15 protein-coding genes and 1 tRNA gene are annotated in these 15,591 nt (G+C 36.3%); 8 read left to right on the top strand and 8 right to left on the bottom strand.

Annotated elements, in window-relative coordinates; genetic code table 11:
- Positions 1-22 precede the first annotated feature (22 nt).
- Together O6P34_RS06165 and O6P34_RS06170 are read right to left on the bottom strand one after the other, a co-directional pair.
- Positions 23-1,138 (bottom strand): glycosyltransferase family 2 protein, encoded by a 1,116-nt coding sequence (locus O6P34_RS06165; protein WP_269686736.1) that lies wholly within the window; start codon positions 1,136-1,138, stop codon positions 23-25.
- A gap of 6 nt (positions 1,139-1,144) precedes the next feature.
- Entirely contained in the window at positions 1,145-2,107 is a 963-nt protein-coding gene (locus O6P34_RS06170; RefSeq protein WP_269686451.1) for a hypothetical protein, read from the bottom strand.
- A gap of 23 nt (positions 2,108-2,130) precedes the next feature.
- Between O6P34_RS06170 and ruvC the strand changes: the two genes are divergently transcribed.
- From ruvC to O6P34_RS06200, 6 genes are all read left to right on the top strand, one after another.
- The gene (gene ruvC, locus O6P34_RS06175; RefSeq protein WP_269686452.1) at positions 2,131-2,685 is read left to right on the top strand and encodes a crossover junction endodeoxyribonuclease RuvC; all 555 of its coding nucleotides are present in this window, start codon (positions 2,131-2,133) and stop codon (positions 2,683-2,685) included.
- A gap of 58 nt (positions 2,686-2,743) precedes the next feature.
- Entirely contained in the window at positions 2,744-3,871 is a 1,128-nt protein-coding gene (gene hemW, locus O6P34_RS06180) for a radical SAM family heme chaperone HemW (RefSeq protein WP_269686453.1), read from the top strand.
- Positions 3,872-3,905: 34 nt separating this feature from the next.
- Entirely contained in the window at positions 3,906-4,190 is a 285-nt protein-coding gene (locus O6P34_RS06185) for a GIY-YIG nuclease family protein (protein WP_269686454.1), read from the top strand.
- 39 nt (positions 4,191-4,229) lie between these two features.
- The gene (locus O6P34_RS06190; RefSeq protein ID WP_269686455.1) at positions 4,230-5,006 is read left to right on the top strand and encodes a cyclase family protein; all 777 of its coding nucleotides are present in this window, start codon (positions 4,230-4,232) and stop codon (positions 5,004-5,006) included.
- A gap of 14 nt (positions 5,007-5,020) precedes the next feature.
- Complete coding sequence (locus tag O6P34_RS06195; RefSeq protein WP_269686456.1) at positions 5,021-5,392, top strand: MmcQ/YjbR family DNA-binding protein; 372 nt, start codon at positions 5,021-5,023, stop codon at positions 5,390-5,392.
- Between the two features lie 63 nt (positions 5,393-5,455).
- On the top strand, positions 5,456-6,154 hold the full coding sequence (locus O6P34_RS06200; protein ID WP_269686457.1) for a PH domain-containing protein: 699 nt from the start codon (positions 5,456-5,458) through the stop codon (positions 6,152-6,154).
- Positions 6,155-6,236: 82 nt separating this feature from the next.
- Here O6P34_RS06200 and O6P34_RS06205 read toward each other — a convergent pair whose 3' ends face one another.
- The 3 genes from O6P34_RS06205 to O6P34_RS06215 all read right to left on the bottom strand — a co-directional run bounded on the left by O6P34_RS06205 (position 6,237) and on the right by O6P34_RS06215 (position 9,570).
- Positions 6,237-7,337, bottom strand: a complete 1,101-nt coding sequence (locus O6P34_RS06205) for a DUF4407 domain-containing protein (RefSeq protein WP_269686458.1) — start codon at positions 7,335-7,337, stop codon at positions 6,237-6,239.
- Positions 7,338-7,501: 164 nt separating this feature from the next.
- On the bottom strand, positions 7,502-9,103 hold the full coding sequence (gene pckA / locus O6P34_RS06210) for a phosphoenolpyruvate carboxykinase (ATP) (protein ID WP_269686459.1): 1,602 nt from the start codon (positions 9,101-9,103) through the stop codon (positions 7,502-7,504).
- Positions 9,104-9,177: 74 nt separating this feature from the next.
- Entirely contained in the window at positions 9,178-9,570 is a 393-nt protein-coding gene (locus O6P34_RS06215) for a DUF423 domain-containing protein (RefSeq protein WP_269686460.1), read from the bottom strand.
- A 141-nt stretch (positions 9,571-9,711) separates the two neighbouring features.
- Between O6P34_RS06215 and O6P34_RS06220 the strand changes: the two genes are divergently transcribed.
- Positions 9,712-11,082, top strand: a complete 1,371-nt coding sequence (locus O6P34_RS06220) for a saccharopine dehydrogenase family protein (protein ID WP_269686461.1) — start codon at positions 9,712-9,714, stop codon at positions 11,080-11,082.
- Between the two features lie 68 nt (positions 11,083-11,150).
- Here O6P34_RS06220 and O6P34_RS06225 read toward each other — a convergent pair whose 3' ends face one another.
- Together O6P34_RS06225 and O6P34_RS06230 are read right to left on the bottom strand one after the other, a co-directional pair.
- Positions 11,151-11,570, bottom strand: a complete 420-nt coding sequence (locus tag O6P34_RS06225; protein WP_269686462.1) for a toxin-antitoxin system YwqK family antitoxin — start codon at positions 11,568-11,570, stop codon at positions 11,151-11,153.
- Positions 11,571-12,139: 569 nt separating this feature from the next.
- Entirely contained in the window at positions 12,140-13,528 is a 1,389-nt protein-coding gene (locus O6P34_RS06230) for a dipeptidase (protein WP_269686463.1), read from the bottom strand.
- A gap of 108 nt (positions 13,529-13,636) precedes the next feature.
- Here O6P34_RS06230 and O6P34_RS06235 point away from each other — a divergent pair.
- Positions 13,637-13,718: transfer RNA gene (locus O6P34_RS06235), tRNA-Leu, on the top strand.
- 44 nt (positions 13,719-13,762) lie between these two features.
- Here the strand turns inward: O6P34_RS06235 and O6P34_RS06240 are convergent.
- Positions 13,763-15,526 (bottom strand): DUF885 domain-containing protein, encoded by a 1,764-nt coding sequence (locus O6P34_RS06240; RefSeq protein WP_269686464.1) that lies wholly within the window; start codon positions 15,524-15,526, stop codon positions 13,763-13,765.
- Positions 15,527-15,591: the final 65 nt, after the last annotated feature.

The raw sequence follows: 15,591 nt of genomic DNA on the forward strand, positions 1-15,591 counted from the left end.
TGGGCTAGGGCTTTAGTGTAAATTAGAACGTTCTGCCTTTCCATTGGTATTTTCCAAACAACGAGTACAAAGCTACACTGGTACTGAAAAAAGGATAAAACAAACTACTCAAAATCAAATAACGCATTTTACTTTTATTCAAAAAATGATTCGACTTGTAAATCAAAACGGTATCGACAAGAAATTTTAAAGCAACTAATACAAATACATTCTGGAAAGTAGTTAAACCCAAGACCCAATACCCAATACCCAAAATCCAAGACAAATTCCCCACAAAAACCAACAGTCCTAATCGGATTCCAAAAGTACTTTGATACGAACTGGTTTTAGATGCCCAACGAACGCGTTGGTAAAACAACGATTTCCAGTCATTCAAAGGTTTAGTTGTAACAATCGTATTTCGAGATTTCAAATAATGCACTTTTTCAGGCGATTTTGCAATTGCTTTTTGCAACAGAAAAACATCATCACCGCTGGCAATTTTGTCATTTCCTTCAAAACCATTTACATCCAAAAATAACGATTTGGTATACGCAAAGTTGGCACCATTACACATAAACCCTTTGTTGATTCCAAAACTCCCAATGGTTGCGCCCTGTAAACTCGCCAAATCCAACTGTTGGAAATGATGCAAAAACGAATTGCCACGATCATACGTTACCGAGCCGGCAATCATCGCAACATCATGAAGCTGAATGTAATTGTCTAAGGTCAATAACCAGTTTGTATTGACCACACAATCGGCATCGGTGGTGATAATCCAGTCTGTAGTCACAATTTGCATCGCAGTTACAATAGCATCTTTTTTGGGTGAATTCGAAACCCGAATGTTCTTTATTATTTGAATATTGTCTCTCGATTGCGCTCGAGATGATAATGAAATATTGAACTCTTCTTCAGAAAAATCATCAACCAAAATCACTTCAAACAATTCCATCGGATAATTCAGCTTCGACAAACTCTCTAATAGAATCGGTAAATTTTCGGCTTCATTCCGGAAAGGAACAATAATTGAGAATTTTGTTTTTGGCATTAAGCCAGTATATTCAATTGTATTCACTTTGGTAAAACCATAAATCAGTACAATTATCGCCAAGCAATATGATAGGATTATAAGGTATAAAACAATTGTAATCATCATCTTTTATTGCGTTTTGTCTCCTTCTACTTTGGAAAGGATTTTAAAATTCAACACATAATAAGTGCCAATTATCACCGGTAAAACCACATTCAAAAACCACATTAAAGTCGAAATGAAAATCACAATCCATTCGTTTACACCAAGAATCCCAAAGAAATAAACCGCCACACTTCCTTTTACGGCAAAGTCCAAAAACTGAAAAGTAGGCAAGGAAGAAGCTAAAAAATAAACAGACGAAATGGTCGCAATCAAGGTGAAATAAGGTAAATCAACATCAAAAGCCAGAAATAAAAAGTAGTATTGGTGTGAGAAAACCAGATAGCGGCAAATGCCTAAAAAAATATTTTTTTGATGAATCGATTTTGGGATTTCATTGATCTTATGAATCAGTTTTTCGATCGAATACCCTTTGATTGTGATTTTTTTGACTGAAAATAAAACTATGAAAAGTAGTATTAGAAATCCAAAAAGCAGCGCTACAGTTTTTGTGGTAATAACATTGTACTGCGCATTGAAATACAACAACCCGAAAATTCCAAAAATAACGGTCAATATCATTTGGATTCCGTTGCAAATCAGGTTTAGGAAAATCACTTTTTTAGTGTTTGATTTGTCAAAAAACAACGCTTTCCCGGCATATTCTCCCACGCCGTTTGGCGTAAAAAGTCCCGCAGTTAATGCGCCAAGAACTTGTTTGGTTGCATCTCCCAAAGAGATTTTATGGATAAATTCAACTAAGTTTTGCCATTTTAATATTTCAAAAAACCGATTCAGAACGCTCAATAACAAAATAAAGGCGATTCCGCCAATGGATTGATTTTTTTGGAATAACACAATGAATTTCTGCCAATCCAGTTTATCGTTATTGGCCAATTGATTGTAAATAAAATAAAACGCACCTCCCACAATCAAAAGTTTGATTAGAAGTACAAGGAATTGCTTAGTTTTGTGTGGAATTGAAATCATTACTGCAAAATAACAAATTAAAATTGGCAAACGAACGCATCATATTAGGAATTGACCCCGGAACGACGATTATGGGTTTTGGATTGATAAAAGTTGTTGGCAAGAACATGCAGTTTTTGCAACTGAACGAATTGCAATTGTCCAAATACGACAATCATTATCAAAAGCTGAAAATTATTTTCGAACGTACGATTGAGTTAATTGATACGCATAATCCGGATGAAATCGCAATCGAAGCGCCTTTCTTTGGTAAAAATGTGCAATCGATGCTAAAGTTGGGACGCGCACAAGGCGTTGCCATGGCGGCGGGACTTTCAAGAGATATTCCAATTACCGAATACGAACCAAAAAAAATAAAAATGGCGATTACCGGAAACGGAAATGCCAGTAAAGAGCAAGTTGCCAAAATGCTGCAGCAGCTTTTAGGACTGAAAGAATTACCTAAAAACCTAGATTCAACTGATGGATTGGCAGCCGCAGTTTGTCATTTTTTCAATTCCGGAAAAGTGGTTGGCGCCAAAAGTTATACCGGTTGGGATGCTTTTGTAAAACAAAACGAAGAACGGGTTAAAAAATAGTAGCCGGTTTTCAGTTTGCACAACTGACCACTAAAACTGAACACTGAATACTAAATCAATGAGCGGAATCTACATACATATTCCTTTTTGCAAGCAGGCGTGTCATTACTGCGACTTCCATTTTTCGACTTCAATGAAGAAGAAAGAAGAAATGGTTTTGGCTATTGCCAAAGAAATTCAAATGCGCAAAAGTGAGTTTGAAAATGAAGATATCGAAACCATTTATTTTGGTGGAGGAACGCCAAGTGTTTTAACTTCAGAAGAAATTAATTTTTTGATTGCTGCAGTTTATAGCCATTATTCTGTGATTGAAAATCCCGAAATTACACTGGAAGCCAATCCTGATGATTTGTCAAGCGAACGAATAATTGAATTGTCTAAAAGTAAAATTAACCGATTAAGCATTGGAATTCAGTCTTTTTTTGAAGAAGATTTGCAACTGATGAACCGCGCTCATAATTCGGCTGAAGCCAAAAAATGCTTAGAAGAAGCAACTCAGTATTTCGACAATATTTCCCTTGATTTAATCTACGGAATTCCAGCAATGAGTAATGAAACATGGAAACAAAATATTGAAACAGCGCTGTCTTTTGGTATTCCGCATATTTCGAGTTATGCCTTAACGGTAGAACCAAAAACGGCTTTGAATAAACTCATTCAAACCGGAAAAATTACGGCGCCTAAAGACGAAGTCGCGCAAGAGCATTTTGCTATTTTGGTCGAAATGCTTGAAAATAATAGTTTCATTCATTATGAATTGTCAAATTTTGGCAAAGAAAACTATTTTTCCAAGAATAATTCAGCGTATTGGTTGGGGAAAAAATACATCGGAATTGGTCCTTCGGCACACAGTTATGATGGCGTTTCCCGAAGTTGGAATGTGTCGAATAATTCGCTGTATATAAAATCCATTCAAGAAAATAAACTGCCTAACGAAACTGAAATTCTTTCAATTGCTGACCGTTATAATGAATATGTTATGACCGGTTTACGAACGATTTGGGGCGTTTCTTTGGATAGAATCGGAACCGAATTTGGAAGCGAATATTTAGAATATTTGAACAAACAAGCACAGAAATTCCTTGATGATGATTTAGTTTTTATCGAAAACAATATTTTGAAACCAACTCCAAAAGGAAAGTTTTTGACGGATGGAATTGCGTCAGATTTATTTATCCTGAACTAGTTTCAGGATCTGTTGATTTTAAATTGATTTATGTATGGAAAAAGGATTTACATATATTTTGACTAATAAAAATGCCACTGTTTTATACGTAGGAGCAACCAAAAATCTTAAAAATAGAGTTGATTGCCATAGAAATGGGACAGGAGCATTTTTTACAAAAAAATATAATGCCACAATTTTAATTTATTTTGAAGAGTTTGATTATTGGAGTGATGCTTTTAAAAGAGAAAAACAACTTAAAAATTGGCATAAAGATTGGAAATGGAATATTGCAAAACTTTCAAATCCTGAATTAAAAGATTTATATTTGAACTTATAAAGTATCTCTGGATGAGATGCTGAAATAAATTCAGCATAAATGCTAGCAACAATTGATAACTTCAAAGTCAATCTATCAAATCCCATTGATATTTCGATTCCATTAACCAATACGGAGGAGAATCCAATTGCCTGGTATATCGACAAGCCAGTCATTGAGCCTGTGGTTTTTGGCGATTGGATAGGAAGTGTAAACAAAGGCGCATCAACTAATTTTAATTCTATTTCCTTCAATCCTCATGGACATGGAACGCACACAGAATGTCTGGGGCATATTACACGCGAATTTTACAGTATTAATCAATCGTTGAAACAGTTTTTCTTTTTGGCCGAATTGATTTCGGTTGTGCCGGAATTGCAAGGAGAAGATTTGGTAATAACGTTAGAAAACATCTCGACTGCGCTCGATGTGACATTGAAGTTAGGTGTTCTAAAAGAAGCCCTAATCATTAGAACGCTACCTAATTTTAAAATAAAAAAGTCTTTAAAATATTCGAATACCAATCCGGCTTATCTTTCTGAAGAGGCTGCGCGTTTCATTCGCGAAAGCGGAATTCAACATTTATTGATTGATTTGCCAAGCGTCGATAAAGAAAAAGATGATGGAAAATTATTGGCACACAAAGCCTTTTGGAATGTTACCAATGTCAACAATCTGAATGCTGATGCGCGATTGGATTGCACGATTACCGAAATGATTTTTGTTCCAGATGAAGTGAAAGACGGCAGTTATTTGCTGAATTTACAAATTGCATCTTTTGAGAATGACGCGAGTCCGAGTAAGCCAGTTTTGTATGCTATTTTAAACGATAAATGAAATAATTTTAAAAAATGAATTTAGAAACGTACTACGAATATTGCCTTTCTAAAAAAGGAGTGACGGAACATTTCCCTTTTGACGAAGATACTTTAGTTTTTAAAGTAGGTGGAAAAATGTTTGCTCTGTCTTCTTTAAGTCAATGGGAAAAAGGGAATCCATCGGTTAATTTAAAATGTGATCCCGAATATGCTCAAGAACTACGAGCGCAATACGATGCCATTCAACCGGGTTTTCACATGAGCAAGGTTCATTGGAATACGATTGCTTTAAATGAAGGGCTTTCGGATCAGTTTTTAGAAGAATTGATTGACCATTCCTATGAATTGGTTTTCAAAAGTTTAACAAAGAAATTGCAAACTGAAATTCAGGAATTAGAAAATTAGGCATTACTTTTGCAAGGCATATGGAATAAATTATAAACACATTCTGAATAAATTCAGCATAAAATGAAAGAACAATTTAAGAAGTTTTTAAACGAAGAACAAGACCCAAAAGCTATTGAAAAAATCGCTTCAAAATTGAGTGATTTATTGATGAAGAATGAAGAAATAGGCTATATCGCGGTTCAGAAAAAACCAGCAATTACAGTTCTTCCGGACAGTATTGTATTGACCAATAAAAGAATTATCATTTGTAAGCCCAAAAATCTGGGACTTTCAATGGATTTTATTGATTTTACTTGGGACGAAATAGAAGGAACTTTTGTAAAAGAAAATATTTTAGGTTCTGAATTTTCGTTTTCGACCAAAACGAATATGGACGTTTCGATTGATTATATTCCTAAAATCCAAGCCCGAAAAATATTTACTTATGCTAAAGAGCAACTAGATATTCTGAAAAATGGTGCTCCATCTGCGTCAATACTTCCTGATGAAATTCCAGTTGTGCCAGTAGATGAAGAAGAAGTTATTGAAGAAATGGAAACAGAAGAAGTAACTAGTTTTGCCGAAATAATGCCGGTTGTTCCTCATTATTCAGAGCCAGTTCAAGAGAATGTTGCTTCAACCACAGAAAATAAATCAGGCGAATTGTCACAAGATGAACTTTTTGCGAAATTACAGAATTACAAAAAATTACTGGATAACGGTTTGATTCTTCAAGGCGAATACGATGCTTTCAAGAAAGAAATTCTAAGTCAGATGTAGCTAGTTATAAAGATCGAAAGTCCTAAAGTCAAAAGATATTTTCTCTTTTAACTTTAGGACTTTCAAATTTTTAATATTCAGATTAAAGTGTTCTTTTCTGCTTTTCCACAAAATTATTAGATTGTAATTCTAATAAATCCGCCGCGTTTTTTCGTTGTAAATCATACAGGTTTTTGTCTTCGGCAATGTCATTATATACTTTGTCATGCATGGCAGCACTTGTTTTAACCAGTAAATTTCTTTGGTATTTGTCTTGTTCTATTGTTGCTTTTAATGCGGTTTCTAAATCTTCCGATTTATAGTCGTATTCTCCTTTTGGCGACAAAAGTTTAGCAATAATTGGCGACGTTTCTATGGCTAAAAACAACAACATGATAAAAAAGGAAGGCAACCAAGGCAGTTTATTCAACGCATTGATTCGTGCCATTAAGCCGTCAAAACCATCAATAATAGGTTGGGTTTCGGTAATTTTTTTGTCTAAATCAGTTTGGAGGGTTTTGGTGTTTTTTTCTTTTTCGGCTATTTTGGCTAAGTTGTTTTTTTGTAAAGTGTCCAGTTCTTTTTTAGCCAAATCGTGTTTGGCTATTTTTTCTTTAAAAACAGGGCCTTTACCTAATTTTTTAGTCCCGGCAGTTCCTTCGGCTTCGGTGATGTAGGTTTCGTATAAAGTGTTTACTTCTTTCTCTTTCTTGGTAATTTCTGCTTTTAGACTGGCAATTTCCGTTTTGTTTTTGTCCAAATCGGATTTGAAATAATTAGCCACTTCTTTTTTATTATTCAAAGCCATGGCATTTTTTTCTTTCAAAAGAACGGTATTGATTTCTTTTTCGAAAATTTTAATCTCTAAAGGTTTCGAAATCACGATGGCAATAATTATAGCCAGAATAATTCGGGGCGTTGCCTGCAAAAATTCGCTCCACAAATTATCTCTTTTTCGAATGGTGGAAACAATAAAACGATCCAGATTAAAGATGAGTAAACTCCAGACAATTCCAAAAAGAATTGCGGGAACAACATCATCAAAAACGGTGAAAAGCGCATAAGAACTGGCAATAAACGCCATAACTGCGGTAAAGAAAACGGTGGCGCCAATACCTACATATTTGGTTTGTTCGCCTTCGGAGCAACCTTCAAGAAGGTTTTTATCGGCTCCGGAACAGAGGATAAAAAATTGTTTTAACATGATTGATTATTTTGATTGATTGATGTTTGCAAATTTAACGCCAAAAAATGAATATTGGTATAAATGATTGATATCTTTTCGATTAGCGTTCAGTTTGATGTATTGTAATAAAAAAGAGCCGCTCTTTACGAACAGCTCCTTTTCTTTTTTGAATTAATAATAACTTATGCTATTGGCGCACCAGCCATGATTTCGGAATTGGCAAATGCTGAAAATTTGGCAAAGTTAGCTTTGAATTTTTGGGCTAATTCCACTGCTTTCTTATCGTATAGTTCAGGGTCTTCCCAAGTATTTCTTGGATTCAATATTTCGCTTGGAACATTAGGACACGATTGTGGTTTAGCAAACCCAAATACTTTATGGTTTTCATAAGCCACATTGTCTAATTCTCCGTTTAATGCTGCGGTAATCATAGCACGCGTGTATTTCAATTTCATGCGACTGCCTATTCCGTAAGGTCCGCCTGTCCATCCTGTATTGATGAGCCATACTTTTACATTTCCGTCTTTCATTTTTTTACTCAGCATTTCTGCATATTTTGTGGGATGTAAAGGCATGAATGGAGCCCCAAAACAAGCGGAGAAATTAGGTTGTGGTTCTGTTACTCCGGCTTCTGTTCCGGCTACTTTTGCGGTATAACCCGAAATAAAATGATAAGCGGCCTGTCCCGGAGTCAGTTTTGAAATAGGAGGTATGATTCCAAAAGAATCGGCTGTGAGGAAAAATATATTTTTAGGGTTTTCACCAATAGAACCTGGCTGAATGTTGTCGATGTGATAGATAGGGTAGCTTACTCGTGTGTTTGGAGTGATGGAAATATCTTGATAATCAACCTCGTTTGTCCCTTCTTTGAAAATAACATTTTCTAAAAGCGCCCCTTTTTTGATGGCTCTAAAAATGTCCGGTTCATTCTCTTCTGAAAGATTGATAACTTTGGCGTAACAGCCTCCTTCAAAATTGAAAACGGTATTTTCATTGGTCCAGCCATGCTCATCGTCACCAATCAGTTTTCGGTTAGGATCGGCGGATAAAGTAGTTTTTCCGGTTCCTGATAAACCAAAGAAAATTGCGGTGTCTCCGTCTTCTCCTACATTGGCACTGCAATGCATAGGTAACGTATTTTTGAAAACCGGCAGAATAAAATTTAAAGCAGAGAAAATCCCTTTTTTTATTTCTCCTGTATATCCCGTTCCGCCAATAAGCGCAATTTTTCGGGTAAAATCTATTATGGCAAAATTACTTTGGCGCGTCCCGTCAACAGCTGGATTGGCTTCAAAATGTGGGGCACAAATTACGGACCATTCTGCTGTAAAATCATCGAGTTCCTCTATTTCCGGTCTCAAAAACATATTGAAACAAAATAAATTTGACCAAGCGGTTTCGGTAACTACTCTCACATTCAATCGGTAATTAGGGTCGGCGCAAACATAAGTATCTCTTACAAAAACTTCCTTTTTGGAGAGGTAAGCAGTTACTTTTGTGTACAAAGCATCAAAAGCGGCTGGCTCAAAAGGAATATTTACATTTCCCCACCATACTTTGTCTTCTGTAATGTTGTCTTTTACAATAAATCGGTCTTGAGGAGAACGTCCTGTAAATTGACCGGTGTTGATGGCCAATGCGCCTGTTGAATTTTCAGTTCCTTGTCCGGATTGAATCGTTAAATCGTGTAATTCGTTAGCGCTTAATTGGTAATGAATCGTAGGGCTTGTAATACCTAAGTCAGTTAACGCAATCGATTTCGTAAAAAGGGCGTAGTTGTCCATAAATTTCTAGTTGTGAGTGTTGTTTTTTAAGACTGCAAAAGTAGAAATTATTTATCAGAAAGATTTGTACTATTCTATTTTAACGTTTTTTTCTTTAAAAAATGGAATAGTAAAACGCTCCATCCCAGTATTAACAGGAGTCCGCCGATAGGAGTTACAAAACCGATAACTTTAAAATCAAATGAAGTGAGGCTGTTTGTTGCTAATAAATAAATAGAGCCAGAGAAAAAGATTACGCCAAAAACAATTAAAAACCAGATGGATTTTTTTGTTTTTTGAGGAAAATCATTCAGGCTTCCAAGGAACAATAAAAACAAGGCATGATACATTTGATAACGCACTCCGGTTTCAAAAGTGACAAGCGCTTCAACCGGCAAGATTTTTTTTAAGGCATGTGCACCAAAAGCACCCAAAATGATTGCTATTATCCCGAAAATTGCTCCTGTAGAAAGTATCTTTTTGTCCATTTTAAATTTATTTTATACAAAAGTATTCCTTATATCGTTAGTAGTAAAATTTTTTACAAGATACTTTTATCTGTATTTAACACAATAGATTTGTTATAAATACAACAATATTGTATGTTTGTGTTACATTTATTTATAAATATGAGAACAATTCTAATTATTGGTGCAGGAAGATCAGCTTCGTCGTTGATACAGTATCTTTTGAATAAATCCGAAAAAGAAAATTTACATCTAGTAATTGGGGATTTATCTTTGGCTTTGGCCGAAAAAAAGACCAATAACCATCCTAATGCTACGCCAATAGCATTAGATATTCTTGATGAAAATCAACGAAAAAAGGCCATTCAAAATGCGACTATTGTCATCTCGATGTTGCCGGCGCATTTGCATATAGAGGTTGCAAAAGATTGTATTTTATATAAAAAACATTTAGTTACGGCATCATACATCAGTGATGCGATGCAGGAACTGGATGCTGTTGCCAAAGAAAATAATTTGATTTTCATGAACGAAATTGGCCTCGATCCCGGAATAGATCATATGAGTGCCATGAAAGTAATTGATGAAATTACAGCCAAAGGCGGAAAAATGCTCTTGTTCGAATCTTTTTGTGGTGGATTAGTAGCGCCGGAATCTGACACGAATCTTTGGAATTATAAATTTACCTGGGCGCCTCGCAATGTAGTTCTTGCCGGACAAGGCGGCGCTGCAAAATTCATACAAGAAGGTGCATATAAATACATTCCTTATGTAAACCTGTTTCGCAGAACCGAATTTCTTCAAGTTGAAGGATACGGGAAATTTGAGGCGTATTCTAATAGGGATTCGTTGAAATATCGCAGTGTTTACGGTCTCGACAATGTTCTTACTTTATACCGGGGAACGATACGCCGCGTAGGATTTTCGAAAGCGTGGAATATGTTTGTGCAACTGGGAATGACCGATGACAGTTATATTATGGAAGGTTCAGAGGAAATGAGTTACCGTCAATATGTGAATTCATTTTTGCCGTACCATCCAACGGATTCGGTTGAAATTAAGATGCGTTTGATTCTTAAAATTGACCAAGATGACATCATGTGGGACAAGCTTTTAGAACTGGATTTGTTTAACAGAGATAAAAAAGTAGGCTTGAAAAATGCTACTCCAGCCCAAATTTTAGAAAAAATCCTTTCTGAGAGTTGGACTCTTCAGCCGGATGATAAAGATATGATTGTGATGTACCATAAATTTGGTTACGAAATAAACGGCAAAAAAGAGCAAATCGATTCAAAAATGGTGTGTATTGGCGAAGACCAAACCTATACCGCTATGGCAAAAACAGTAGGATTACCTGTTGCTATGGCCACTTTATTGATACTCAACGGTACTATAACTACGCCGGGAGTTCAGCTGCCGATTCGTAAAGAAGTGTACCTGCCGATATTGAAAGAATTAGAAGAATATGGCGTTGTTTTTCACGAACAGTCCATGCCGTATTTGGGATATAATCCCGATAAAAATTTTAGTTAATAGTTTTTTAGATTTTTTTTGGTTTGATAAATCCGTTACTCTCGACATTTTGAGAGTTACGGATTTTTTTATGGAATCAATTCTTCTGTAATCAATTCGCCGTTGTTGTAGTTTCGTACCATGATATGCTTCCCTTTTTCGTCAAAAAAATGCCAGTCGCCGTCATAAAACCAGTGGGTTTCGATGGAGTTTGTCGTCGTTTTTGTGAGCCCTTTTGATTGTACTTTACCGTTTTTATGATACGTTGTGGTTTGGCATAAATTGGATTTGTATTTTTCTCGTTTAATTAGTTTTCCGTTCAAGTAATACCTCCATTTTTTGATGGGATCTCCGTTATGGTATTTCCCTATGGATTTATAGTGCAAACTGTCGAGGGAATAGTGCTCTATCCAAAGGCCTTCTCTGTTTTTATTTATTTTTTGGTTAATGGGTTTAGTCTTACAGCCTATAACTGCCAGAAAACTGAGGAGAACGAGTAGCTGTTTCATAGACTGATTTTGGTTTAAGGAAAAATAGTGTGGTATAAATTTAGTTTAAAAACTAAGAGAACTGCTTATTGAAAGGGATTATTTAATCGTTCCTGCAAAGTGTTTAAATAAGTAGTAATACGCAAAATTTTAGGCTAAGGACCCAAGTTTTTACGTTGGTGTACGTAAAATTTTAGGATAGGAACCTAAAATTTTACCCCTTGTAACGTAAAATTTTACGTCATTAGGCTAAAGTTTTACGTATCGATACGTAAAATTTTACGTTGGTAACCTAAAATGGTAGGTTGTACTACTTAAATTTTTAGGTTATTGGGCGGTTTTTGGTAGTGCGTTATTGGGTGTTTTGGACGAATGGGATGCGTACTGCGATTTGCGTTAGGGATTGTAATGGAAATCCTTTATATTTTTTTTAAAATATAAAGATTGCAATGGAAAGCCCGACCGAAGGGAACGCCCAAAAAAAAAATCCGCTCATGTAGAACGGATTTTGGTTTGATATAATAGATGTAAGTATTGAGGCGGAATTTATTCATAAAGGAATCTCGACTGCACTCGATTTGACAAAGGATTTATTTGCTTAATGCTACGAAATACTTGTAAAACAACGGAATGGTTTCGATTCCTTTGAGGTAATTAAAGATTCCAAAATGTTCGTTTGGCGAGTGAATAGCGTCGCTGTCCAGGCCAAATCCCATTAGGATGGTTTTGCTTTTGAGTTCTTTTTCGAACAGCGCGACGATGGGAATACTACCGCCGGAACGTACCGGAATAGCCGGAACGCCAAAGGTTTCGGTATAGGCCATGTTTGCGGCTTTGTAGCCAATGCTGTCTATTGGGGTTACGTAGCCCTGCCCGCCATGGTGTGGTTTTACTTTGACGGTAACGCCTGCCGGAGCGATGCTGATGAAGTGTTTGGTGAACAGTTCAGTGATTGTTGACCAGTCTTGGTTTGGGACTAATCGCATGGAGATTTTGGCGAAAGCCTTACTTGCAATTACCGTTTTGGCACCTTCACCGGTGTATCCTCCCCAGATTCCGTTGACGTCCAGTGTAGGGCGAATGGAGTTTCTTTCGTTGGTGACATAGCCTTTTTCTCCATAAACATCATTTAGGTCTAGTGCTTTTTTATAATTTTCTAAGTTGAAAGGCGCTTTGGCCATTTCGGCTCTTTCTTCCAGGGATATTTCGGTGACATTGTCATAGAAACCGGGAATGGTGATGTGGTTGTTTTCGTCATGAAGCGAGGCAATCATCTTGGCCAAAACATTGATGGGATTTGCAACTGCGCCACCATACAATCCCGAGTGTAAATCACGATTAGGGCCTGTAACTTCTACTTCTACATAGCTTAATCCGCGTAATCCGGTTGTGATTGACGGTTGCTGATTAGAGATCATTCCGGTATCTGAAATTAAAATCACATCGTTTTTCAGTTTTTCCTGATTGCGTTCTACAAACCAGCTCAAGCTTTGTGAGCCAATTTCTTCTTCGCCTTCAATCATAAATTTTATGTTGCAAGGCAAAGTGTTGTTCTGCACCATATATTCTAAGGCTTTTACGTGCATGTACATTTGGCCTTTGTCGTCACAAGAGCCACGGGCAAAAATAGCTCCCTCGGGATGAATTTCGGTTTCTTTGATTACGGGTTCAAACGGAGGGGAAGTCCATAATTCTATTGGGTCAGCTGGTTGTACATCATAATGTCCGTAAACTAAAACCGTAGGTAAAGTTGGGTCTATTATTTTTTCGCCATATACAATTGGGTTTCCCGGAGTGTCACAAATTTCGACAAAATCACAGCCGGCTTTTTCTAAACTGGCTTTAACAGCATTGGCCGTTTTGATGATATCTTGAGCATAAGCAGGGTCTGCACTAACGGAAGGAATTTTCAACAACTCGATTAACTCATTGATAAAGCGGTCTTTGTGTTGTTGTACGTATGCTTTTATATTTTCCATAATGGGCTTTTTTTTATACTTTCAAAAATACAAAAAAGAGTATGAATATTTTTTGCAAAAATTACTTTGAAAGTTAGAAGATATGTTTATATTTGCACCCACAATTACGCGGATATGGTGAAATTGGTAGACATGCCAGACTTAGGATCTGGTGCCGCAAGGCGTGTAGGTTCGAGTCCTATTATCCGCACAAAAAAAGCTTCTCAATCGAGAAGCTTTTTTTATTTAAAATTACTATTCTGTTTTAATCCAGGCGTTTATTTTTTTCTCTAATAAAGCCAAAGGCAATGCTCCGGATTCCAATACTTTTTCATGAAATTTCTTGATGTCGAATTTGGCTCCCATTTTTGCTTCTGCTTTTTTGCGAAGTTCGATTATTTTAAGCTGACCAATTTTATACGACAAAGCTTGACCCGGAATGGCCATATAGCGTTCTATTTCCGGAATAATACTGGCTTCACTTTCGGCTTCATTGGCTAAGGAATAATCTATGGCTTGCTCTCTTGTCCAGCCTTTGCTGTGAATTCCGGTATCAACCACCAAACGAATTGCCCGGTGCATTTCATTGCTTAACATCCCAAAATATTGATATGGATCTTGGTACAATCCTAATTCTTTTCCTAAACTTTCCGTATACAAAGCCCATCCTTCTACGTAAGCTCCAAAACCACTAAATTTTCTAAAATCAGGTAGATTTTTGTTTTCTTGCTGCAACGATATTTGAAAATGATGTCCAGGAATGGCTTCATGAAGGAATAAATCTTCATCACCATAAACATTGTAATTTTTCACATCCGGAATGGGAACATAAAAAATCCCCGGGCGAGAACCATCCGCAAGACCTTGGTTATACTCGGCGCTGCCTGTTTTTTCTCTAAAAGCTTCGGTTCTTCTAATTTCAAATTTTGTTTTGGGTTGCAACAAGAATAATCGGTTGACGTTTGGCTTTATCCTTTCGTAAATCGATTCAAAATTGGCGATAACCTGTTCTGGTTTGGTAAAGGGTTTTAGCTCTTTTTTATTCCGAACTTCTTCAAAAAACGCTAATAACGTGCCTTTGAAACCAACTTGATTTTTTACTTTTTCCATTTCGGCATTCAATCGGGCTACCTCTTTTAAACCTAATTCGTGAATTTCTTCCGGAGTCATTTCGGTAGTTGTATAGGCTTTTGCATAAGCGGCATACAATTCTTTTCCAAAAGCTAAACTGCCTATTCCGCTGGTTGTTCTGCTGGCGGGAAGGTATTCGTTTTTCAAGAAATCAGTCATTTTTTTATACTGCGGAATCAATTTGTCCTTGATTGTTGCGGTGTATTTTGCGGTTAAATCTTTTTTGACTGCCTCAGAAAAAGTATTAGGCATTAGTTTTATGGCTGAGTAAAATAAATTGTCTTCTATTTTTGGTGTAGGCATTTCGGCAAATTGCGGAATCATTTTTATCGTTAAAGCTTTTGGTAAAACGGCTCCTTGTTTGATTCCTTTTTTCATATAAACCATTGCGGAGTCAATCCAAACGGCATATTTATCCATTCTTTTTAAAAAATTGGTATAGTCTTTCTCCGTTTTAAAAGGCTGTGCTCCAGTTCCACCGGCCAATTGTCCCATAACAAGATGCGTTCCCCAAAATTGATGAACAGGCATTAAATTAGTAGGCTGTTTCAATAATTCTTTGCCAATTTTGCATTCCCATTCTATAATATGGTAGCTGATTTTCTCTTCTTCTGACAATTTTGTGGTGTCAACAGCTGTCAGTTCTTTTTCGTATTTATCAATGAAAAGGGATTGTTTTTTGGCGTAAGAATCGGTCATTTCAAATTCTAACTTGTCGTTGAATTCATTTAAACCGTTAGATGTTGCGCTGAGCGGATCAAGTGCGTTCTTATCGGTGAAATAACTTTTCGTCAAAGCCGTAAAATCGATTGATTTCTCTTCTTTTTTACAATTTACCAGCAGTAGCATTGTTGAAAAAAGAATTAATTGAAGGGCAATTTTTTTCATAGTCGTAAATTTAAAACATACGTAAATCTAATGTATTTTATTGAATATCAAAAACTTCATAAAAA

This window comes from Flavobacterium lacustre, from assembly GCF_027474525.2.
Taxonomy (GTDB): Bacteria; Bacteroidota; Bacteroidia; order Flavobacteriales; family Flavobacteriaceae; genus Flavobacterium; species Flavobacterium lacustre.

Bases quoted from the DNA above. Each gene is read 5' to 3' on its own strand.
- O6P34_RS06165 (WP_269686736.1), bottom strand. From the start codon at position 1,138: ATGATTACAATTGTTTTATACCTTATAATCCTATCATATTGCTTGGCG.
- O6P34_RS06170 (WP_269686451.1), bottom strand. From the start codon at position 2,107: ATGATTTCAATTCCACACAAAACTAAGCAATTCCTTGTACTTCTAATC.
- hemW (WP_269686453.1), top strand. From the start codon at position 2,744: ATGAGCGGAATCTACATACATATTCCTTTTTGCAAGCAGGCGTGTCAT.
- O6P34_RS06185 (WP_269686454.1), top strand. From the start codon at position 3,906: ATGGAAAAAGGATTTACATATATTTTGACTAATAAAAATGCCACTGTT.
- O6P34_RS06190 (WP_269686455.1), top strand. From the start codon at position 4,230: ATGCTAGCAACAATTGATAACTTCAAAGTCAATCTATCAAATCCCATT.
- O6P34_RS06195 (WP_269686456.1), top strand. From the start codon at position 5,021: ATGAATTTAGAAACGTACTACGAATATTGCCTTTCTAAAAAAGGAGTG.
- O6P34_RS06200 (WP_269686457.1), top strand. From the start codon at position 5,456: ATGAAAGAACAATTTAAGAAGTTTTTAAACGAAGAACAAGACCCAAAA.
- O6P34_RS06205 (WP_269686458.1), bottom strand. From the start codon at position 7,337: ATGTTAAAACAATTTTTTATCCTCTGTTCCGGAGCCGATAAAAACCTT.
- pckA (WP_269686459.1), bottom strand. From the start codon at position 9,103: ATGGACAACTACGCCCTTTTTACGAAATCGATTGCGTTAACTGACTTA.
- O6P34_RS06215 (WP_269686460.1), bottom strand. From the start codon at position 9,570: ATGGACAAAAAGATACTTTCTACAGGAGCAATTTTCGGGATAATAGCA.
- O6P34_RS06220 (WP_269686461.1), top strand. From the start codon at position 9,712: ATGAGAACAATTCTAATTATTGGTGCAGGAAGATCAGCTTCGTCGTTG.
- O6P34_RS06225 (WP_269686462.1), bottom strand. From the start codon at position 11,570: ATGAAACAGCTACTCGTTCTCCTCAGTTTTCTGGCAGTTATAGGCTGT.
- O6P34_RS06230 (WP_269686463.1), bottom strand. From the start codon at position 13,528: ATGGAAAATATAAAAGCATACGTACAACAACACAAAGACCGCTTTATC.
- O6P34_RS06240 (WP_269686464.1), bottom strand. From the start codon at position 15,526: ATGAAAAAAATTGCCCTTCAATTAATTCTTTTTTCAACAATGCTACTG.